The organism is Neiella holothuriorum, from assembly GCF_019457915.1.
Taxonomy (GTDB): Bacteria; Pseudomonadota; Gammaproteobacteria; order Enterobacterales; family Neiellaceae; genus Neiella; species Neiella holothuriorum.
In genome coordinates, this window is record NZ_JAHZSS010000006.1 from 40,110 (window position 1) to 62,389 (window position 22,280).

Below are 22,280 nucleotides of genomic sequence, written 5' to 3' on the forward strand. Positions count from 1 at the left end.
TAATCTGCGCTATTCGGGCAAACTAAAGTCTTCTCGCTTTAATGTTAGGTTGGGATTATATGCGGGATCAGGAAGAATGTCTGTCTTCCATGTGGTTTTCATATAGTTAATTTCAGCTTCAAAGCGTTTCAGCTTGGCACCAGATTGGTCACTGCCGCGCGAGACGCTTTCATGGTGATATAAGCGAGCGTAAGGCGTCCAAACATTGCGATAACCTGCCGCCTGCACTTTCAGACAAAAATCGACGTCATTAAACGCTACCGTTAAATCGCGCTCGTTTAGCCCTCCGACTTGATGATAGATGTCTTTCTTTACCACCAAGCAAGCCGCAGTAACTGCACTAAAGTTTTGTACCGCCTGAAGCCGATTCATGTAGCCAGGATGATGCATGGGGAAATGTTTATGTGCATGCCCAGCAACACCGCCATAACCAATAATCACACCCGCGTGTTGAATTGTGTTATCGGAATAGAACAGCTTGGCTCCCGCACAGCCCACTCCTGGTCGCACCGCGTGACTAACCATTTCAGTTAACCAGTTGCCATCAATTACTTCTATATCGTTGTTTACCAGGGCAATAATCTCACCTTGAGCTTGCTCAACGGCAAAGTTGTTAATGGCTGAATAATTGAAGGGTTGATCGTATCGTAAAACTCGAATTTTCGGGTGTTGATTTAACTGCTCAAAATACTTTAGTGAAGCTGAATCATCGCTTTGATTGTCAACGAGCAGAATCTCGAAGTTATCATAATCAGACTTTTCTAGAATCGAGTTGATGCATGTTTTAACAAGCTTCAACGCATTTTTGGTAGGGATGATTAAGCTAACCAGCGGCTTCTCATCAGGAAGAGGCCAATGAATACGTAAGCAACCGTGTTCATCGAATAGCGGCTGCTCAGGTAAACCCAGGGAAATTAGATTATCCGGAGTTAGCGTTACGTCATCGTTTAATGTTGAATTAGGCTGCCCCCCTAACCGAAACAGTACTCGCGGGATATGTACTATTTTTTTAGAGCCAGTTACTTCGCCACTGTCAGATGTTGCTAGAGCACATGCTGTGGTCAAATTGTACAATGCACATCTAATAGTGTCCCGCCCGGACAAAATATCACTTAGTTGTTCTAAGGTTAGCTGCCAAAATCCGGTGGTTCCGACGTAATTGGTCGTCAGTTGCAAATCAAAATTCCAGCTTGGCTTAAATTGCGGCAAAGAACGCTCGCCAACAAGGTTCAAGTAATCATGATCACTGTAAAAAATTTGCGCCTCAGGCCTTTGCTCCATTGCGGCTGATAAGTGGGCAAAAGTGTTGGCAGCTAGGCGGTCGCCAGCATGAATAAATGACCAGTAACAGCACTCAGGTGTTATTTCACTGCAGATATAATCATCGGCAAACTGCCACGCGATGATATCTGATTGCTGGCTACTCATAAGATCCAAGACTAGGGGCTTTAGCTTTTGAGAAGCTTTAATCAACAACACTTGAGGCTTACTACTAGATGCTGAAATAGACACCAGAGAATTAACTAGTCGCCTGAGCAAGCTCGAAGTTACGATCACAACCAAGCCGCACTTCACTTGTCGGTTGGCCACTGTAGGAGCAACTTCATTGTCTGTTTGCTTATCGCACCAAGTTTGGTAATAAGAGGTTCGCACACTCGAATCAAAGCTATACGACTCAAAATAATACTCATTTAAATTTTTTCGATACCAAGCGCGCAATCCAGCTAAATTGTGAAGCCAGCTTTTAGCTACGGGCGGTAAGCAGTCAATTAGCCGCTTAAGAACATGTATAACGAATTGTTTCAAGGAAATGTCTCTGTAACTGGCTACATCTATAAGTGACGCAGCTTAACCTTGCCAATATTGCAATGGGAATTCTGAGCCGTTGAGTAGCAAGGAAAAATTTGTTGTTTTGTTAACCGTATCTGACAGTTTAGAATTCATTTCGAGCATGCCATTTTTCGAGCTCTCAGCTTTGAATGCTAGGCGTTGCTTCGCGCCTTGCTGTTGAACAATCACCTCTGCCCGCTCTAACGGCATACCATCTTCAGCAATGGATACTTTCACCAGCCCTGAATTTAAAAGGCTAACGCCACCACGCACCATTGCTTTTTGTTGTCGAATCATTGCCAATCGGTTATCTAAGCAATGGTTAACCTGCTCATACAGGGCTAAGTCCAGTCGATTTAACTCATTAATTCGACTTTCATACTGGCTCATATCTGCTTTAGCGTGTTGTTGTGCTTTTTCTGATATTTTATTTTTCCGGCCAGCGTCAATATTTTTTCGCTTTTCAACCAAACTCAAGCCGAAGTGATGGTTAATCACATCGAGCGATTCGGAAAATCGCTCAGTCACTCCAACACAAGCAAAAGCTGGCCAACACTGTCGAGCAAGAAAGTAGCTTTGTCGGTTATGAAGCTTGGGATCTTCAATAAACTCGGCAAACGATTTATCCGTTCTGTTATGGCGCAACCTATGGCGATAGACTGAATTTAAATAGTCAAAAGGTCGGCGAACAAACGCTACAAAGCTGCTGATATCGAAAAGATCTGAGTAACGATCTGCAGGGTAATGACCAGACAAAGCAATATAGCCTTTTCTATCAAATACTTCCCTAAACTGTGCAGGTTTATTTTCGTCAATGAGCCATTGACTAACTTCAGGGCTAATGAGCCCTGATGCTCCTCGGTAATCAAAGCAGATTTTCTTTTTACCAACAGCTGCAGCCAATGAAGCTCGAAAACTTGTTCCCGCCGCTTTTGGAACATGAACAAAGACCAAAGGATATTTGGGTTTGGGTTGCAGAAACATATTAAACATAAACAGTGACCAGATACTGGAAAAAAGAAAAGTTAATGGCGATCATTTGATCCCTTAGAGCAACGATTAATGCCACTTGCTGCTCTAGTTGAATTAACGCCTACAAATAACTTTTTCACTTGAACTTTGAGCAGCCATAAAAGCTTTGAAAAGTTCCGCTTGAAACGCTTATCTTCTGGAAGTACCGCCTTAAAATCATGACGATAGAGTGGATTTCTAATATTCACATGCACACGCTGGCAGAGCGCTTTATATAGCGAAGGGTCTTCAGCCTGAATGTAATTAACAACGTCAGAAAATTGCTCAACGCCAATGTTTTGCTCCATAAATGGCGCTTGCTGAGATCGTCTTACGTGGTTAATGAGTGCATTAGCTTGATAAAATGGCACCGCTTGCCGAAACTCTCGGAGTAAACTGACTGTTTGCTTGCGGAATTTCTCAAATTTATCAGCGGGAATAAACGAATAATCAAGCTGTTCACCAGGATAACGCTGCATTAAGTTATCGAGTTTATGCGCCAACTCATCGAGTTCAAAACCATTGAACCAGCGCTTTGTTTCCAAGGCTTCAAGACTATAACTAGGGTTAACAACCAGAGCCTGCTTCGTTAAATAACCTTCAACGCCTATAGATGGCAAAAAGTCAGCCAATATATCTTGCTGCGGGAACGAGCTCGGTAAGTAAGCTCTTAATCTCAATCGAGAGCGAGCAATTTGTCCACCATACTCTTTCAGTTGTAATAATGGGCGAGCATTTACATTTGGTCTCAGCTTAATTTTTTCCGCATTGCCATGACGCTTTACCGACTGGTTATATGAAGAATCAATAAGCTCTATGGGGCTACGCACATAACCAATGAACACGGCAGTTGGCAGCGCGTTTGAAAGCTCTAGCAAGCGCTGAAAAAAGAACTCGGAGCTCAGCACCAATGTATGCGCCCTGCTTTGCTCAAACTGATCAAGCAATTGTCTGATTTTTTGCTGATTCAATGACAGAGTTCGATCTGCGGCGCGATCATAAATCGCCAACACATTACCCGAACTGACGCCATTACTATCGACTGAGTGTTGGGGATAAAAAAAGCCCTGTTCATGTAATACTTGGCTATTGCTTTGCAGCCATCGTTGAATAGCTGACGTTCCCGTCTTGGGAGGCCCAAAATGGATCAGAACTTTTTTTGACACTGAAAACTACCTATTCCGAGCGGCTTGTTGTAATAACTTCGATCAATTGTGTGGTTGAAACAGACGGTGTGCGCTCCAAGTAAACCACTTCACAAATATCTCGAAATTCATCAAACTTACCCTTCCAGTCATCTCCCATGACCAAGACGTCGGCTTTGTAATACTTTAAGTATTCAGCCTTCTTTTCAAGCGACTCTTCACGAAAGCACAAATTTACATACCGCAAACTGTTAATGATCTTCATCCGATCCTGTTCGCTGTAAATCGGGTAACGGCCTTTTTTCGAAAAATTAAGCGCATCAGATGATACCCCAACAATGAGCTCATCACCGAGAGCGGCTGCTCGCTGTAGCAGATTGATATGTCCGACATGGAACACATCATAGGTACCAAATGTTAATACTCGTTTCATGGATTTACTCAAAAATATAAAAATTTAAAATCGCGTTTTGCCTTACCCCAATCAAATGACCAGAGCGGATCAGGTGTACGCCAGCTTGGTCCATAGTTTAAGACAAGTAAAGGCTCAGGGTCTTGCGGCAAGTATAAAGTAACCCCCTTAACGACTTGTGTTTTCAAGGGTAAGACAGACTCAACTACTACCTCTTTCCTACTAATTGGGTTCATGCTACAGAACCCATCTTCCATGAAGCCGCTGAATATATCCATGCTGACACCATGTGGTGTAGTACACCAATAATGGGCAATCCCTGAAGGTGCAGTTTTACAGCCTTTTGATTGGAGAAAAGCCATAATCTCGAGGCGTTCGCTCAAAATCTCTTGCTCTGTCGTTTTTGAACTGACGTAACAAATATCAACATCATCATCATGACCAATAAACTTGCCTTCTCGAACAATGCCAAGCAAGGTGCCGGAGCTAATAAACGCAGGAATGCCATAGTCCTCATTTAGCCACTGAAGTACTTGAGCAAGCTCTTTGTAAGTCTTGTTTTTTTCTTTTTCAGAGCTCAAGTCAAAAGGTCGCGTAAAACCGTGCTGTGGAGCCAAGGCAAAGCCTTTGTCTTTCACTAGCTCATTGGTTAACTCCAGCAAATTGGCGGCTCGCTTTAAGTCACCTTCGCTTTTATAGCGCTTTAATAATTTGCGAACGGGATCTGCCTCTAACACACCAGCGAACAACAAAGCTTGTTCTTGCTCGGAAAACCCTTCAGCATCTCCGGCTTTTAAGCATTCCCAGTTATCATAGATAGGTTGCCATTCATGTAAATCTCGGCTGGACTCAATTTTTAAGCTAAGGGCTCGGGTGTAGAAATTACCTTCGCGGTTGTAAACAATTACCTCAGCAAGGTTTCTAATTGTACCTAAATCGACAACTAACCATGGGTTTCGTTCGCGTTTTGTATGGAAGCCACAGCCACCATTTTTTTTACCAACAAGGGCGCCGCGACCGTCGTATTTATCGTCATCATCGTAACAAGAGCTAATAATCGTACGTTTATTGGGCGCAATATTTCGCCCTGCCTTATTGAAAATTTCAATCGTATCAAGATGAAATGAGACCTCCGCCTGCAAACTGAAGCGAACGAATCGTCCTTTATTATCTGTTGTGATACGCAGCGGCGAATCAGATTTAGCCCCCTTAAAATGCACTACAGGATGCGAAGTTAAGTGCTCTCGGACTTTAGCCAACGAGCACTCAAGTTTTGAGGAGTCACAGGGCTGAGACTTACTCTGCTTTTGTTTCTTTTTTTGAAACATCGAGAACATACATGTTCCTAGTTAACAACGACCAGCACGCAGTCGTTAGAATTTGTTAAAAACCACTATTGATTATTACGCTTGATTACATTTCGTAAGTAGGGTCTGGCGTTACCCAACCTTCCCCATAGCGGTCCTCTAAAAAGCCTTCAACTTTAGCCGGAACGTAAAACGTATGGCCTTTAAACTCTCGGGTGCCTAGAGGCTCTAACAAATCTTTACGAACTTCGCGTGTTTTATAGCCTTGCATGTGAGTCCAGACTTTATTCATCTTTGAAGGGTGGCGGTAAACCAAAAACAGGTCCATATCGCAATCGGCGAAATAACAGTGAAGATTCAGGCTTTCTGGCGTTGGAGGCCGGCACTCGACTCCGGCTTTCCTTAGTCGCTCAGCCCAATATTCGGTAGCTTCTAAGTAAGTCATTCCTTGAGGCAAATCGACAATGGCCGCTAAATCGATATCGTCATCGTGCGGTAAGAAGTCCCCATCCCGGTGTATTCCCAACAGCGTACCGTAACAGGGAAATGCTTTGAGCCCAAACTCGCCCTTGAGAAATTCGGCGAACTCAAACATCCTGCGAGCAAGAAAGTCCGAATCTTGCTCACTAAATGGCACCGCTATACCATGCCGCGTATAAATGACATTCGGAAGATGTGAACTTCGGCTCCCTCCAGCACACACCCCATCAAGGAAAGGTTGAAGGGGCAGGTTATTGGGGCGTAATAATCGCTTCGCACCTCGGCCGGGAGCCATACGATACAATGCAACGATCTCACCTACTCGATAAGCAAAGCGTTCAGAAAGCCCTGGTCCAAGTACCCATTCGTACATTGCCATAAGCTGATGGTGAAGCAACATATTATCGAGCGTTGTTTCGATTGTGTGCCAGTTCTTACCGTCTTCAGAAATTTGCACTAAACGCTGAACAAGAGCTTCTTGACTATAGTCATCAGCAGCCCACAGTTTGATGTTGTGCTGCTTGAGCTCGGTGATATCTAGTTCAAATAAGTGAGCCGCCTGTGCGCACCAATATGTTTGTTTGGCAGCAAGAACTTGGCCATCGTGAGCAGAAACACTCGATTCTGAGAGAGAAATAGGCTGCTTGCCTCCGACATCCACCGACAACTCTAGCGGTCGCATCATTCGACGCTTAAAGCAACAAACGCGTAAGAATCTAGCGTTAGGGTTGCCAATATGAATATCTAAGCTTTCGCTAGCGCTGGTACCCAAATCGCGAGGTGCAATTGCTAGCACATCCAAGCACTGCTCAAGGCAGTCAATTAGCTGCGTTTTGCTCTCTTGAGTGACTTCAGCAACTTGACTGTATGCCTCCCATTCAGCCACGAAGCGTTGGGCTAGCCCATACTTTTCAGCTTGTTTTAATGCATCAACAACATTGTCATGCCAAGCTTGGTATTCTTGTTGCAAAATTTGGGTTTGCGTGGCTTTTGTACAACGCGCATAACGAGCAATAACCTTTCCTGATTCAGAAATAAACTCAAAAGCAATAGCTTTAGCCCTAACTCCATGCTGGTCTTTTCGGTTATGAAACTCCAAGCTCACCACATCTGTTGGTCTATCTAATTCAAGCTGCCACCAAGGACACTCTTCTCGTTTAGAGTGAATTGCAACTGAATTATTAGAATCGCCTCTCATAACTGCTGAAGGATCTGGTCTCGCATCCGCTAACGAACTCATGCTGCATTGGTAGCCTTCGTTGAGTGCGTAAACTTGACCTTGCGCATCACGACACCAAACTCGTATGAAATTGAAATTCATCGACACAGGAGTCTTGGCAATAATCCGAAGGCGTATCAACTTCGTTTTATCTACACCGTCGATATATCTAGGGCTTAAGTTTCGCCAAGCACCATAAACTAACCCAGGAAAGCGCTGATTAAGAGGTGAAGATGGCAACGGTCCAACCGAGGGTTGCGCCGAATCCTTGTGTTCACTACGTTTGGCATCCTGCCTAATTAGCGCGATAACTTTTCGATATACTCGCATTGGAAAAGTAATCACCGTCGATAAGACCCTTTTATTATAAATTCAAAAGGGCGTCATGATAACGTCATAAAGCTGTGGTTGCCAGCCAGTTCCATTGGCAAAAACTGTGAAAATGCGCGAAGGTGAGCGAGGTCGTATTTAATACTTTACTCACTCAATTTTTGACGATGAAGCCGAGCTAATTGCATTAAATTGAAAGCTGGAAAGTAACTAACTGATCAAGTTAGATAAAGTAACTACTATCCAGCGAATAACCTTGGCGTTTCATTTCTTTCGAGCATATTGATGTAAAGGTAGTTTGTTGCTCTTCACTCCAACCTTGCTCAGAAATTGATTTAGACCCTTTTCGCTTACTGGTGCGCTGAGGGCTATGTTGCTTTAGGTAACCTAGAGTTTTCATTGATTGCTCATCGCTCAAGCCTAGGCTTCGTTTGATATCCTCAACCTGAATGTCTGGCTTTTCTTGTAGCAAATATTGATCGACTTCGACAAACCATTCTTTGCTCGACAAAAACTCCGTAATCGTCGTTTTTGCCGCATTCCACTGATGAAAACTATTGCGCCATTGGCGGCAATGTTGTTCAAAAGGTACTTTAGGAAACTTCACCAGACGGGATGCCACGTTTTCTATACCGCGACGTTTGCAAAAAATAACTTTTGCTTGCGGATAAGCCTTAAATAACATCGGCAGAGCGTTTAGCATCGGCCCTCCCGGCGTTTTGTCGATAATAACCCGCTCCCCGTAATACAACTTGTGAAGGTGACGCAATGAATCAAGCAGAATACTTTCGAGCTCAACATCAGAAACAGCATTGGCTAAAGTGCCGGGGTTTCGCGCCGCGGCTTTCTTGGTAACGAATTCTCGACTCTGAGTCACCAATTTATCGTATAACTCAGCCAAATGAGACTCACCATGACTACTCACATCATAGCCTGCCTGCATCGCATTACCCACTGCAGTAGTTCCACTTCTAGGTGAGCCCACGATAAAAACTACTTCCGGTATTGCGTGAATCGGTGTAAATGCTACTGCACCAATTAAGATTGGTTTACCTAGTTTGGGAATAAATTTGATAGTTACCGTTGTACGATTAGAGAAAAGTTCGAGCGGGGCTAAATCAACGTTTATCACGCCGTCACGGGTTTGGCTGAGCGGCAACACTATAGAGGTACCAGCAGATAACCCTCTTGCCTCGATCTCTCCATGAAAATCGCCTTGACAATTAATATTCCCAGCAAGAACTAAGTTGCCTATATTTTCTACATAGCCAGCTAAAGGCCCTTCAAGCCGACAAGAAATTTGCTCATTCTGACAACCGACCATAAGAAAATGGAACATAAGAAAACGACACCCAATTCAGTTGTGCATCTAAAAACAAAGCATTACAGCCTGATGCAATTGTCACGATTCGCCAAATTACCCGCACTTAAAGCCGCTTGGTTAGCACAGCTATAGAGAGCAATTCCTTTACCATAAAACGGGAAATTACAGCGAAACATTAAAGTAGCAGGATTCTACCAACAGGACGCTATTAAATACATCACTAAGGTGCTGGCAAGCTGTTCTTTTATACTTGGCAAGATGCTTTTAGCAATGGGTAAGAGTCGTTAAATGAACCTTCAGCTTTGGCTAACAGCGACGGCTCAACAAATTGCAACTCATAGCTGTCTCGCCGTGCGATCAAACGCCCAGATTTAACATAATCAGACGGATCACCATGACCTGTTTTACCTGTTTTGGCAAAGGTTTGATACTCAGGACTGAGGGGCGAGTTTAGCTTAAGATAGTGAGTGACCAACTGCAAAACCGTTTCTGTCTGCTCAATCAAATTTTCAGCCTCGAAAAACAGTGGTTTACAGGGCGCCTCAGTACAAAAATCAACCAGCCATTTGAGCCTATTGCAGTAGTAATTGACAACAAATTCTGGATTAGTGAAATTGGCTTTGTTTTCGCCCTGAGTATATTTTTTTCCCATGGTCAAAATACTTTTTATCGTCCGCTCTGGCTTTCGCACAACAACCATCGGAACAACGCATTTTTCAGTCAATAGCTGATAGGACACAGGAGCATTGTGAAGCAATTTATCGAATAGATATTTAGCTTGCGCATAACCTTGCTCTTCAGCCAATCGCTTGTCCGTTTGTACAAGCTGAGCTTTTGAAGCGTATGGTGTGTGAAGCTCAGAGTAACCACAAATATCCGGGTGGCTGCCCAAAATATGGGAAAACACGGAAGAACAGCTCCGCATATGGCTAAGCAATAAAACGAGGGGTTTCATAATTCTGTTCGGTACTTCTTTAGCTTTTTAATCAATTTATGTGATATCTCTGGGTGCATTTTACGGGCAAACATCCGCCCTGAATTAGCAATATCCCCAAGGTCACGCTCATCCAACACTTTTGGCAGTTCTCCAATTTGCCCGGGTTCACGCCAATTTAAGTAGTGAGTCGGTTCGCTGTGGATGCTCTTCTCATCACAAACCAAGCGAACCAAAGATTGAAACATCGCCTCATCAGGCACTTCGCTGTACCGAAAAAAAGCTTTAACTGCAGGTTGTTTATCAAGTTCCTCAAGCATTTTAACGATTGTGTTGCGAGTTAACGCCCACCATTGCGAACCAACATGAACAGGAATGGGGAACTTTTTCTCAGGAAGGCTTTGACAAAACACCTTCAGGTAATCATTGATATGGCGCCGTGAATTATCACTAAGCTCTTCACCACGAGGGTTAATATAGCGATTATCGAACAAGTGATAGTTGGCAAAGCGAGGGTAGAATTTATGCCCCTTCTTTAATGCCTTAGGCGGTGATTCAATATACTCAAGATCCGAATCGAGTAATTTTTGTAGTAGTTGTTTATTACTAAAAACCGGGTAGCTGGAACCACTCAATAAACACAAACGCTGAATACTCGGATCCGTCAATGCCGCCTTTATTGCCAGAAGTGTTGCTTCAACCATATGGAAGCCGCGCCAAAACACTTTGACTCGGTTTTCCACCCAATGAACATTATCAACTTCGCTGAACAAGCTGATGTATGGTTCTAGGGGTTTACGTGCGTCAATGTGAACGAAAAACTTGGTTTTCCCGGATACGTTTAACGCCTTAATGAGCTTTTTTAGCTGTTCTGGCGTTTCATGAGCGAGGAGTAGATATCCAATCAAATGTGGCTTGTCTCATTTAACTAAATGGAAAGCCACATTAAAACGAAGGAATGTTACAAATATAAGTCAGCGTGCTGATTAATACATTCTTCAATAGACATCGGCGGCCTAATGTTTGCCGAATATTCATTTTGTAGCGCCCTATTCGCTACGACAGATTCAATCACGCGAGCTAAATCCATCGCATTGCCAGCACCAAAATGAATACCATTAATACCATCTAGAACCTTTTCTGCCATACCTCCAATGTCGCTAACGATAAGAGGTACTTTTTGGGTAAATGCCTCTTGAATCACCATAGGCGAGTTTTCCCACCATTTTGAAGGTACAACAACCCAATCCACTCTGCTGAGCAATTTCGGCATTTCTCTGGCTTCATAGGCTCCACACATTTTGACAACATGGGTTAACTGATCGAGTAACTTGTGGGTCGACTTTTGATACTGCCCTGATTGCAATTCAAAGTTCGCACCATGAATTTCAACACTCAGTTGATATTGCACTTTCTTAGGTAGCGACTTGACCGCATGTAACAACACATCAATCCCTTTGTATGGGTTGATTTGGCCGAAAAATGCCAACCTGACCTTACTCAAAGGAGAGTCATCTCGCTTCAGCTTGTCTGTGGGTAACTGCCCATTTTCAATCACTTCAATTCGATTAAAATCGAGCCCCCAGTCCACATAACGCTGCTTAAGGAAGGCTGATGGCGACACAAACTGGTCAACTACAGAGAAAATGCGTTTGATGTATTGTTCACGTAAGAAAAAATCTCCAGGCTGTTTATCTGGAAAACAACCATGGCAATCCCGAGGCGAAGCTTTGTAGCAAAGCTTTCCGCTTGGTTTCACCATTAGTCCTTTCTGATGGCAAATGCCTAGATACTCATGGAGGGTCAGAACAATTTTGCACTTTGGCAGGCTTGTTCTGATCTCCTGCATCATTTCAATACCGAGCAAAAAATAATGATGCAAATGAACAACGTCGGGCTTAATTAGCATTAACAAGTCACGGAACTCTTGCCACATATGGCGTGTTTTAATGTTGGAAAAGAGAAACCAGTCGTCCATCGTGGTATGAAACAGGATTTCACGATCGCTATTGCGTGACGAAAACGCAGCGCCCCCATGAGGTTTTTGATCCGTACGAGCCAAAAAGAAAGCGTCAACATCCTGGCGGCGAAATTCATTAAACATATTGTAGGCGGCCATTTCTGCACCACCTTTGTTAAGGTCAGGGTGGCCATGTGCAACAACAAGAACGCGTTTATTCGCTAGGCTCATTTAGCAACCTCTTCAATCAGCTTCTGCCAACGGCTAACCTGAAATACGCCATTCATCAAAGTCAATTTAAACTTCCAGTCTCCTGCATCAACAAGATCTTGGGAAAGGCGCTCGAGGTGATACAGTTGAGTCTGACCAGACACGTAAATCTTAAGGCCTTTGTTGTGGCACTTTAAGCATAAATCAGAATCTTCAAAGTCGCCTAAGACATACATGGGTTCAAAGCCTCCAAGCTCTCGGTAAAGCTCTGTATGCATAAGCATGCAAGCACCTGTAGTTAATGGCGACTCAAACAAATCATCAAGCGGAACTAAACTAAGCGGCACCCCCTTATAAGGGTGGTGGTTCATCCAAATACCTGGATAGCTCGAGTCTTGCCGGAACTCCATCCCTGCATGTTGTACCGTGTTATCTTCGTACAATAAGGTGGCGCCAAGAATACCGCAGTTATCAAGGGAGTCGAATTGGGCTAAATAATTTTCTAACCAACCACTGCGGCATGGCACAATGTCTGAGTTTAATAACAACAATCGCTCAGAATTTGCGTGCTCTACGCCAAGATTATTAGCACCAGCAAAACCGAGATTACGTTCCGAAAGAACCACTTTAAACGGCAGCTTAAAAGTCTCGAATAATCCATGGGCGGTGACACTGACTTCATGGGCTAACGGGGGATCATCTAAAACATAAATAAGTTCAACATCCGCAAACTGCAAGTCTGCAGAAAATTGAGCCAATTGATGTTGCATGAAATCATAACGCCCGTACAACGGCACCACCACAGATAATTTAGGGTTTGAGATCGGCGAACCAAATTGTTTTATCGCAGGGTTATTACCTTTGGCCAGCCGGCTTTTCCAAATACGATGAATGCTAGGCATCGCATCGTTAAGCAAATCGGATTGAAAGTCGGCAGAATGCGGGTTGACTCCACCCATTACATTTTGGATTTTAACCACGTCCTGATCTTTAGGCCGCTTACGAGCGGCAGCAGCAGAGCTTGGCATATCGGAAACGTCGATATTGTGCGTCTTTAAAAAAGCTACCGCATCGCCGGATTCAGCGCCAATATGTGGAATAAGTGCGTCGACCGAATCGACTCTGGTAAAACGAAGCTGAGCTAAACTAAAGCTTCGACCTGAATGTGATAACACCACTTTTTGTAACTGAGCATCCGAACATTCTAAAACAGCCAAAAAGCCAAAACATTGGTTTAATGAACTAATTCCATACTTAGCCGCAACATCAGCCCTAGAGAATTCAAAAAGATCTAATTTCAGATCCTTGCCAGCATTGATGGCAGTGACTTCATCAATTGATTCGGATAGGTTAGCGCACCACCCGAGCAAAACCGTTTTACCCAACGCTGAATAGCGGAAATCTATATTTAATAGTTCATAGCGATTGGAGAGCGAATTTAACAGCCTCCTCGCTAAGGACTTTAAGGTTTTTTTTGGCATGAGATTATTTAGTAACTCGTTTAGCATCTAGTATTAGAATTCATGTAAGGAGCATCAACCTTGCGACAAACAAACATTTATATCAGGATGGTCTTAGCCTAGCAATCAAATTGCTCAGAATGGAAAGCGACAAGTTGAATTCGAATTGTTGCTCATATGATTTCTCTTTAAAAGTCTCAGCTCCCCCGAGCTTGCCAGCCCTAGAGCATAACTTTTTGGGATATTAAGTTGGCAAGTTTTTTAACCGAGCGTAATCAAAATTTCAGTATAGCTCGAAGGAGAGACTGTTGTGAAAGCTATAGCAGCTTAATTAATAAGTAGGCATCAAATTACACCAAAAAGTATGCGTCATGGAAGACCTGTGTATTTAATCAGCGTTAGCAAAATCCCAATACTCATCAGGAACGCCACAGAATATGACTTCACTACGGTCAACGATTGAAAACCTTACATCTCCGCCATTTTCAATTACGTGATTGTACATTGGAGCAATATAGTACTCATTACCATCTAGCTCTTCTATTGGCTGATTTTTCATCTGTGTAAATGCATCCAAAAACAGGTGATAGTTTTTCCACATATAAATCCCCGTACAACAAAATTCTGATAGCTCTTTTTTTTCTGCAGTCAACAAAACGTTTGAGCTGCCGACTCGCACTGGCACTACGTTGCTCCAATTCGGACCGCTACCAATAAAAGTTTCCAAGTAACCATCAATTTCATCAATATCGAAATCTGAAGGAAACTCATAATTAGGCCTGAACGTATCTATATTAAAGATGAGAAGCCTCTCTTCTTTATTTACGCTCGAAGCCTTCAACCCTTGTACTACTGTTTCTGCTTGTCCTGCGGTTGGATGTTCTAAACAAACAATTTCATAATTTTTAATACCTAACGATTCAGACTTCGTTTTAATAAACTTAACCGTATCGTTAACACCCAAGCAAATAAACAAAAATCTTTCGTTTTCAAAGAAACGTTTAAAACTTAAAATCGCGTGTTCAAATAGTGTCGATCCTCTAGCCTCGAGCATATATTTTGGCAGTTCGAATCCGGCTCTCTTAAATCGACTAGACAAACCAGCCATAGGAATAACAATCATTTAGGATTACCTTAAAGGAGAAGTTAAGTGTATGAGCTTGCCGAATAATCTAATAGCATTTGCAATCATAGCCATTTGACGTTCTGGACGGTCTGCATGTAGAGGCAACATTGAAATAAATAGTTGGACGTTTATTGCTAAAATTTCTATTTCTGAATAGCCAGAAATCCGCAACACGTGATCGTTAAAAATCTTTTCTAATTGTTCTTGACGATTACTTGCCAACACTTTGAACTCAAATGTATCGTCCAAACCTGTTAGTTTTATTTCGTATCGCCCTGCAATAATAAAATCATATAAGCCAACTACGGAATGATACATCTTGGCAAAGTCGTATCGACGATCACCGAAAATAGAAAGGTTGCCTTCAAGATCAATACCGCGAGGGTCAATCATTTTTATACATTGAACACGACTATCATAAAGGATATTGCTAAAGCAAAAATCTCCGTGCACTATACCAACATCAGATTCAGAAGGCGGATTGATAAACCGACTAGACTTTTTCGCCATATCATGTAGTGAAATAGGCGGGATATCTAAGCCTTTTAATGTTAATGGCCGATGAGTATTGTAACCTGACGTGACGGCAAATTCTTCCAGCCTATTAAGTGTTTTTGTTAAGTAAAGTTTGTTCAAATTATCTAGGCACGTAGTATTTGAATTTTGCGTTGAAAAATCCCGCAAAACCTCAGTAGCAGCGCTGAATATTTGTTTCCAAGCCCCTACACTAAGCTCGCCAAACACAAACAAATCATTTAAGGGTAAAAGGTACAAGTACTCCAACTTGTACCCAGTAACTTTATTGGAATGAATAGTTTTAGCAACAAGTTTTGGTGTATTGATTGTCATCTGAGAAGGAAGGAGCTCAAACCAATTCACTTCTGCAGCCATCTTTTCATAATTTCTACTAGCTTTGTCAACAATACGTGGTGTTATTGTCATTTCGTTAAAAGCTCTCTGAGTCGTCATTTCAGTCCTAGAGCGGAAAAAGCTATTCAGATGACCAAAGTCGTACCATTTTCCTTTTGTAAAAGGAGCAAGCCCCTCGTGCTGCCCATAATGTTCCAATGCACCAACGAAACAGCCTTTAGATTTAACAATTCCTTGCATTAGACGCTGGGGATTTTGAAATGAAAAGAAACCTGAGACAACAAGTTCCTCTTCCGTAGCCCAAACATCTTCAAATTGCTCAGCAAAAAGCGTATTTGCGCCTACTCGAGCTCTTTGATAGTAGCCACAATTCTTGTGTATTGAAATACTATCACTAGGTATCGGGGGCACTTCTGAAAAAAGTGTATCACCGTGCAGTATCGACATGCTCTGATACGAAACCCCGCTGGCATTCCAACAATAAAGGATAGACTCACCTAAAGGAATATTCTCTGGAACTCGGATCAAATTAACATTGTTAGATTCGATTATTTGTTTATCTGCTGGTAAGATTTCGTAAGAGTCAGGCACCGATATATAGACATCTTCCCCCAAAGGGGTTAATAAGGCTAACTGATGCTCAAATAAGCGCTTATTTGAGACTGGTAGGAAACTTGGTGGCAACACACCGACTTCAGAAGCAAAGTCTTGGCTTATGTAGGCACCTGATGTTATCAAAATCATTTGTTGCTGCCATCGTCTTGAGAGTTTTCTATAGCTAATAAGTTTTTAATTTTTTCATGTGACATTGAAGCAAATTCAGAAGGACGAATAGCCTTATCATCAATATAAAAACCATTGTGACCGCACCAAGGTTTTCCTACGATAACTTCATCGTACGGTACATTGTGCACTTTTAGCCATTCTAGGATAATGGGTAGTGTATTAACGTTTATCTTTCCAACATTACCGTCATACGTGCGCATATTCCGAGCTGTGAAGATACAAATATAGAAGCCGGAAGACTTATACTCCCTCAACTTACTAATTAACTCGCTATTGGGAGACACACTTTCATAATCAGACGAATCTCCAAGTGTAATAGTTGAGTCTAAATCAACAATCAATTTATCCATAAATAATAAAACCTAAACCTTCATTTACGGCCAAATTTCGCGAAATCTGGCCTGGGCAGCAGTCAAATTTGATGAGCGAAAAATTTCGGTCAAGTGAACATATCTTAGCCAGAGTGATTTAATATTAACAGGCGAAGACGATAGAAACCTTTCAAGACACACGAGTTCTTCTTCAAGCTTACCTGAAAGCCTATTTAAAATTGATTTTGAAGCAGGGAAAATTTTTGGAGCACGTTCTATAACTGACAAAGAGGTCGAATCCAAAGTATCAGATTGGTTCGAGCAAAGAACTTCATAAGCAAGAAAATCTACACCTGACACAATGGACATTGGTATAGAATCGACGTTATTAAAAACATAGTTAACTAATGAATTCACAATATCGCTTTCATCTAAAGTAATGTTCAAGAACGAGGGATATGGACGATGTCTAAAATACGACCAATTTACGCCATTCAAATTAAGGTGCTCATATACGATTCGTTCTGGACTCAAAAGCTCAGGAGAGACGTTATCAAAACCACCTTCTAAGTACAGATGAAGTTTATTCCACACCTTTGAATATGTATAAAAGTCATTTTTGCTACCAATACATATTTGATCTGATGCAAAAGGGTTATTTCCATATCCTGGGTGATACAGTACATTCAATTCATCAATATCTAAGAGCGGTAGTAATTGTTGTGAGTCAAATATTTGATCTGGTCTTAAACGAATATACACATCAAATTCTTCTGAACTATCTACTTCGTATTGCTCAACCAAGGTTCTACACTGTTCCATTTGGAAGAACATTGGTAGCATGCCTAATGGAAGATTCAATTTTGCTATAGCATCATGAAGGGAAGTGTTATTTCTTTTGAAACTATTATAGCTATACACCTTACATTGACTAAGTTTCGGAATAGCGTTGTGTAAAAATTCAGGAGTAATAACTTTCTTGTCGCTAGATATTTCAATCAAGCTTTGTAAAGGAGGCAATACTTGTAGCAAGTGGCTTGGATTCTTAGAGCGGTCACTCCGAATCATATTTCGAGGAACAAACGACCTTAACTTAGATGGTAGAATGCGAGTTAGATCTGAACTAATCCCCTGCTCTGACCAAGTAGCAAAAAAAACTCGAACATCGTGTTCCAGTGAAAAATCGTCGATCAGATTGTTCAAGTGAACAGTCGAACTAGAGATCTCTCGACACTGGCCGGATATACATATTGCTATTTTCATAAGTTTTCACGCTCTGTAAATTAAGCGCTGAATGAAAAGCCGAGGCGCTTAAAATTATCGACCACCCAAGGTTTTGTTTCAAATAGGCTATTTTTAAGAACTGTACGTTCGCAACCTGAATAGCTCTCATAGAATGATTTAATAACTTGTTCCCAACTTAATTTACCTCCAACACCATGAAATGTCTGTTCGCAATCGAATTGCAAAGCTAAATTTTTAGTTGTGGAAGGGTATATTGGACATTTTATAGAGTCAAGGTGCTCTCGACCATTTGACGAAATAGATATATCAGCCAGTAAGTCACTTTCTTGAGAAATAAGTCCCCATAGGTGGCTAAACATAAACCTTGTTGGGTGATTAAATTGATTAAAAAGGAGTCTTTCACTATAGCTATTAGCTATATATTCAGAGACCTTAAGGCAGCCACTATGGTCCTCTCGCTTTTTCAAATTATAGATAGAATCTTGGCAAAGTAATTGTGAGGTAGAACTCGAATAAAACTTTTCTGACAGTAGCAAGTCCAACAAATCATCTTGGCGAAACCCCAAAAGGTACCCAGCAATGATGTTATAGTCGTGCACTAAATTTAATACTGATCGACTTCCCCTGAACATGCCTAAGTGAGGGAAATATCCGTCAAAGTACATATTAGGAACTTTGATAGAAAGAGCTGTATTTTTAAGTTTTCGCCATACAAACTCCGACGACAGCCTTTTAATAAAGTAGTCCGTAGATATAAATTGATTAATAAAAATATCGGCTTGCCCAATTATATTTTCAACTCGACTCAGATCCGGACCACGTATATTTTGAATTGGCTCAATGGGATTAAGATCTAGCACATCAAAAATACCAGTTTCTGATAAATAATCAGCTAAAGCAGCACCTTGACAGTTGCCAAATATAGATAGTTTCAATCGCTTATACCTAGGTCTAATTAAATAAAAAATTATATAAACGCTCATCAACTGAGCAGCGGCGGGCTAAAACTTGCCGAACAACTGGTACATTAATATCAATTTTTCGTGTAGTTTTAGCCTCATTAACTCTAGAATAAAAATCCATTCTCTTAATTAAATCAGACGAAAAACCAAGACGACGAAGAAGCACAGGGAGAGACGAGGATAATTTATTTTGATCTATCACGAGATCTAAGAATCTTGCGTTCTCGATAGCCTCATCAAGATCAGACAGAGATAGCGGGACTTCTCCCTTATTAAGTAAGTAACGACATTGGCAATTATCAAGAAGCTGAATACCTACACCACTTAAGCTTACTAAAAATTTATCAAGTTCTTTGTAATTCGTTATATCTGTATGTTTAATTGAGTAGACCAGCTCTTGTATTTGCGGAGAAAGCCTCTTTCGATGAACCTCTTTATCCACATTATTATAATGATCTAGCCACCCTATATGAGACGCAAGATGTGAGACACCATCTCGTATAACAGTAAATTTAAAAATTCCCTCATTTAAATGTTTACGAATATTGTGTAGATGAATATGTCCGGATATAAATTTATTCTTTGCTAATACCGATTCAAACTGGTCTAACTTAAACTCAGCATGCTCCTGATAAACATCGGCATCAATAATATCTCTGAAAACCTTATTAACTTTGCTACCAGCAGTCTTAGCGATATGCATGAAGAATATTTTGTCATCAAACATTAATCGTCCCCTCATCAATTATATTTTGTAGTCCTATGATTTTATTAGTTACGTCATCTAAACTATCACCTTGCCCCTGGTCAAAAATACTATTAATGGTATCCAATTTTATATTTTCATTATATGTAAGACAATTATCTTTAAGAAAATTAGCAATAGCCATCGGCTCAAGGCTGCCAAACGTCAAATATGGGCTATCGTAATAACTCGCCCCTTTATTATCATAGACGTTAGTATATGTATAAACTTGAGATGAACTCATTTCTAGTGGGGGGTAACTCGGGTGCGGTGATGCCATTAAAGAAATACCAACATACGATTTTGCTAAGTAGTCAGCATACTCTGATAAAGTTACCTTTCCTTTAACATCGACATCGTATGACTCAACTAATTGGCTTGAAATATCTTCTCCCAGAGATATAACTGTCCAACCTATTGATACATCATCTTGCCTCCATATACGGATTGCTTCCAAAATCAGCTCAAAACAATTTCGTTCAGCCGAAGGCCGCCCATATATCAAAATCAGTTTTTCTTTAGGTACACCGATTTTTTTATTTACTTCGGACAAAATATTATCATTTAATCTAGGTTTCAATATATAGCTTTGGCCGCTAGACTTTCCTCTAAATTTAAAGTAATCATAGAGAGCGATCGTGTTATATACTTTAATCCAATCATTTTCATATGTTAGATCGGCTAATTGACTTTTACTAGACCAAGCATAAAAATGGGGCTCATAGTCTTGTATCAAGTAAATATGTTTAGGGCTAAATTCAAAATTATCTATTTGAAACTTCTCTATTTCCCTCAGGTGGTTTGCTGTCCACCATGCGGTAGCAACAAAAATGTCATTAGCTCTAATTGACAAATCTCCGTTATGTCGCTCAGAAACACTAAGAATCTGCCTAGGGTCGTCATCTGAAAAGTATGACAAATTGTAATTAGAGAAATTTTTATATTTAGTCGCAGAAGTAGATCGTGCGGCCTGGTCTGTACATATTATTCGTATATCGAAACAGCTTTGTTTCCATAGAGACATTAAAAATTTCAATGCCGTCGATATTCCACCAAAAACTGCCTCTTCATTAACTGTTGGTACAAGCAGGTTAATACGATATTTTGTACTGTCAGCGCTTTGAAATGTTAAAGGAGCAAGCTCAGGATAGAAATTTTCTAGAGCAAGATTATAATCGGAACTAGATTTAGTTATATGGTCAGGAAGATAACGTTCGAAATCATAGTAGCCCTTATCAAACGAAAAAATTTTTGTATCTTTTTTACGTATAGGAACCAATTCTTTATCTATATGTCCAACGTAGACCCCAAAAAGGCGCTCAAGTGCATGTGAAAGAGTACCATCAACTTGCCCAAACTCTGGTTCAAACAAGTAGTCAGAGATATTTAGGTTAAAAATCGGAGCGAGGTCAGCAATGCGAAACCAAAACATTGAGCCTGCAGGGAAATCTAAAGGAAGACGATTATCGAAGTCTATTCCTAGCATATCAAGAAGGCCAATAACTCTCTTTTTATTGCCGCCCCAATTCATAATATCTTTCAAAAAATCGGGAGCTTCCGGATATACAATTGAAACATTTTCATTGTCGAAAGCGCGTTGGACAAAGTCAGACGAACTCAGAAGTGATTCAAGGCAATAATCTAACCAGTCGCTTCGTTCTTCACCGTAGTGCAGCGACTTTTTTGTATGTAAATGTAAGCAAAAATCATAGTCATTAATTCTTTTTTGCAGACTTCTAATAAAGGGCAACATATCCCGCCCTCTATTTGGATACTCTTCAATAGTTATATTGTCGCCATATCTTTCTAAGTGATGAATATAATGCCCCCCCTCAGTTACTGTCACAATGACATCAATACCTAATTTAATACAGGGATCTATTAGCTTATAGGCTATATCAGGATAGTAGCAATGAACAATAGCTACATATTTTGTTTTATCTGTAAAACCACGATTGCAACTTCCGTTATCCTCTATATGTCTAGGCGAAGAAGTAGGCATATATCGTTGATAGACATCTTCAATCCCAACATCAAATATTGCTCTATTCTCTTTATGTCCACTTTGCAAATAGTGCTGAATGGGATCAATCCCTAGCTCATCTAATTTTTGTTCAAGAAAAGGTTCAGATCTTAGGTATGCAAGAGTATTAAACAACGCTGACGGATCTCTTAACTCTTTCCAGCCAACGTTTATATAATGTAAAAAAGGACTAGCTTCATAATTTTTGACATCAGGGTATTTTTTTAAATACCACTCTTCATCAAATATTTTTTTTTGTCCATCTTCATGAAACAGTTCTCTAGAAGCAGATGATGCTATATATGGTAGTTTTATTAATTCTTTATAACTATAATCATGAAAAATCACATCACAAAAATAACTTAATGGGTTTGTTTGTTTCTGATTAAGAAACTCGGTATTGTTGTAGAGGCTTATAAAAATATCGTTATCAAAATATACAGAAGGATTTCGACCTTCTTTCCAGCCAAAATTGCAATAATGATAAAATGGGTCCATATCACTACTTTTAACATCGGGATAACTATTACTGTACCAATGTTCATCAAATAATATCGCTAATACTTCTTCGCTATTCATGCTCACTCAAA

The 22,280-nt window shown here is 40.9% G+C and carries 18 protein-coding genes; all 18 read right to left on the reverse strand.

Annotation, left to right across the window (positions count from 1 at the left end):
* Positions 1-9 precede the first annotated feature (9 nt).
* The gene (locus K0504_RS06805; protein ID WP_220103424.1) at positions 10-1,428 is read right to left on the reverse strand and encodes a glycosyltransferase family 2 protein; all 1,419 of its coding nucleotides are present in this window, start codon (positions 1,426-1,428) and stop codon (positions 10-12) included.
* Positions 1,429-1,848: 420 nt separating this feature from the next.
* Positions 1,849-2,823 (reverse strand): sulfotransferase family 2 domain-containing protein, encoded by a 975-nt coding sequence (locus tag K0504_RS06810; protein ID WP_220103425.1) that lies wholly within the window; start codon positions 2,821-2,823, stop codon positions 1,849-1,851.
* Positions 2,824-2,855: 32 nt separating this feature from the next.
* Positions 2,856-4,007, reverse strand: coding sequence for a hypothetical protein (locus tag K0504_RS06815; protein WP_220103426.1), 1,152 nt, complete (start codon positions 4,005-4,007; stop codon positions 2,856-2,858).
* A 10-nt stretch (positions 4,008-4,017) separates the two neighbouring features.
* Positions 4,018-4,419, reverse strand: coding sequence for an adenylyltransferase/cytidyltransferase family protein (locus tag K0504_RS06820; protein WP_220103427.1), 402 nt, complete (start codon positions 4,417-4,419; stop codon positions 4,018-4,020).
* A gap of 8 nt (positions 4,420-4,427) precedes the next feature.
* Positions 4,428-5,726, reverse strand: coding sequence for a discoidin domain-containing protein (locus tag K0504_RS06825; RefSeq protein ID WP_220103428.1), 1,299 nt, complete (start codon positions 5,724-5,726; stop codon positions 4,428-4,430).
* A gap of 85 nt (positions 5,727-5,811) precedes the next feature.
* Positions 5,812-7,506, reverse strand: coding sequence for a LicD family protein (locus K0504_RS06830; protein WP_220103429.1), 1,695 nt, complete (start codon positions 7,504-7,506; stop codon positions 5,812-5,814).
* Positions 7,507-7,957: 451 nt separating this feature from the next.
* The gene (locus K0504_RS06835; protein ID WP_220103430.1) at positions 7,958-9,073 is read right to left on the reverse strand and encodes a sulfotransferase family protein; all 1,116 of its coding nucleotides are present in this window, start codon (positions 9,071-9,073) and stop codon (positions 7,958-7,960) included.
* 229 nt (positions 9,074-9,302) lie between these two features.
* Positions 9,303-9,965, reverse strand: a complete 663-nt coding sequence (locus tag K0504_RS06840; RefSeq protein ID WP_220103431.1) for a hypothetical protein — start codon at positions 9,963-9,965, stop codon at positions 9,303-9,305.
* Positions 9,966-10,009: 44 nt separating this feature from the next.
* Positions 10,010-10,900, reverse strand: a complete 891-nt coding sequence (locus tag K0504_RS06845; RefSeq protein WP_220103432.1) for a beta-1,6-N-acetylglucosaminyltransferase — start codon at positions 10,898-10,900, stop codon at positions 10,010-10,012.
* A gap of 53 nt (positions 10,901-10,953) precedes the next feature.
* Positions 10,954-12,183: a glycosyltransferase family 4 protein gene (locus K0504_RS06850; protein ID WP_220103433.1), complete on the reverse strand. Its 1,230-nt coding sequence runs from the start codon at positions 12,181-12,183 to the stop codon at positions 10,954-10,956.
* The gene (locus tag K0504_RS06855; protein ID WP_220103434.1) at positions 12,180-13,547 is read right to left on the reverse strand and encodes a glycosyltransferase family 2 protein; all 1,368 of its coding nucleotides are present in this window, start codon (positions 13,545-13,547) and stop codon (positions 12,180-12,182) included. Before K0504_RS06855 ends, K0504_RS06850 begins: the two co-directional genes overlap by 4 nt.
* Before the next feature lie 463 nt (positions 13,548-14,010).
* Positions 14,011-14,745 carry a glycosyltransferase family protein gene (locus tag K0504_RS06860; RefSeq protein ID WP_220103435.1) on the reverse strand — a complete coding sequence of 245 codons (735 nt, stop codon included), beginning with the start codon at positions 14,743-14,745 and terminating at the stop codon, positions 14,011-14,013.
* 6 nt (positions 14,746-14,751) lie between these two features.
* Positions 14,752-16,362: an aminoglycoside phosphotransferase family protein gene (locus K0504_RS06865; protein ID WP_220103436.1), complete on the reverse strand. Its 1,611-nt coding sequence runs from the start codon at positions 16,360-16,362 to the stop codon at positions 14,752-14,754.
* Positions 16,359-16,754: an HAD family hydrolase gene (locus K0504_RS06870; protein WP_220103437.1), complete on the reverse strand. Its 396-nt coding sequence runs from the start codon at positions 16,752-16,754 to the stop codon at positions 16,359-16,361. Before K0504_RS06870 ends, K0504_RS06865 begins: the two co-directional genes overlap by 4 nt.
* A gap of 24 nt (positions 16,755-16,778) precedes the next feature.
* A complete protein-coding gene (locus K0504_RS06875) occupies positions 16,779-17,918 on the reverse strand; it encodes a hypothetical protein (RefSeq protein ID WP_220103438.1) in 1,140 nt (379 codons plus the stop codon).
* A gap of 80 nt (positions 17,919-17,998) precedes the next feature.
* Positions 17,999-18,895 (reverse strand): WcbI family polysaccharide biosynthesis putative acetyltransferase, encoded by an 897-nt coding sequence (locus K0504_RS06880; protein ID WP_220103439.1) that lies wholly within the window; start codon positions 18,893-18,895, stop codon positions 17,999-18,001.
* A gap of 16 nt (positions 18,896-18,911) precedes the next feature.
* Complete coding sequence (locus K0504_RS06885; RefSeq protein ID WP_220103440.1) at positions 18,912-19,649, reverse strand: hypothetical protein; 738 nt, start codon at positions 19,647-19,649, stop codon at positions 18,912-18,914.
* The gene (locus K0504_RS06890) at positions 19,642-22,269 is read right to left on the reverse strand and encodes a rhamnosyltransferase WsaF family glycosyltransferase (RefSeq protein WP_220103441.1); all 2,628 of its coding nucleotides are present in this window, start codon (positions 22,267-22,269) and stop codon (positions 19,642-19,644) included. Before K0504_RS06890 ends, K0504_RS06885 begins: the two co-directional genes overlap by 8 nt.
* Between the last annotated feature and the right edge of the window lie 11 nt (positions 22,270-22,280).

What these genes read in the sequence shown, in the direction of transcription:
- K0504_RS06865 (WP_220103436.1), bottom strand. Translation starts at nt 16,362, where the DNA reads ATGATTTTGATAACATCAGGTGCCTACATAAGCCAAGACTTTGCTTCT.
- K0504_RS06820 (WP_220103427.1), bottom strand. Translation starts at nt 4,419, where the DNA reads ATGAAACGAGTATTAACATTTGGTACCTATGATGTGTTCCATGTCGGA.
- K0504_RS06805 (WP_220103424.1), bottom strand. Translation starts at nt 1,428, where the DNA reads ATGAGTAGCCAGCAATCAGATATCATCGCGTGGCAGTTTGCCGATGAT.
- K0504_RS06835 (WP_220103430.1), bottom strand. Translation starts at nt 9,073, where the DNA reads ATGTTCCATTTTCTTATGGTCGGTTGTCAGAATGAGCAAATTTCTTGT.
- K0504_RS06870 (WP_220103437.1), bottom strand. Translation starts at nt 16,754, where the DNA reads ATGGATAAATTGATTGTTGATTTAGACTCAACTATTACACTTGGAGAT.
- K0504_RS06885 (WP_220103440.1), bottom strand. Translation starts at nt 19,649, where the DNA reads ATGTTTGATGACAAAATATTCTTCATGCATATCGCTAAGACTGCTGGT.
- K0504_RS06810 (WP_220103425.1), bottom strand. Translation starts at nt 2,823, where the DNA reads ATGTTTAATATGTTTCTGCAACCCAAACCCAAATATCCTTTGGTCTTT.
- K0504_RS06825 (WP_220103428.1), bottom strand. Translation starts at nt 5,726, where the DNA reads ATGTTTCAAAAAAAGAAACAAAAGCAGAGTAAGTCTCAGCCCTGTGAC.
- K0504_RS06860 (WP_220103435.1), bottom strand. Translation starts at nt 14,745, where the DNA reads ATGATTGTTATTCCTATGGCTGGTTTGTCTAGTCGATTTAAGAGAGCC.
- K0504_RS06890 (WP_220103441.1), bottom strand. Translation starts at nt 22,269, where the DNA reads ATGAATAGCGAAGAAGTATTAGCGATATTATTTGATGAACATTGGTAC.
- K0504_RS06850 (WP_220103433.1), bottom strand. Translation starts at nt 12,183, where the DNA reads ATGAGCCTAGCGAATAAACGCGTTCTTGTTGTTGCACATGGCCACCCT.
- K0504_RS06830 (WP_220103429.1), bottom strand. Translation starts at nt 7,506, where the DNA reads ATGAATTTCAATTTCATACGAGTTTGGTGTCGTGATGCGCAAGGTCAA.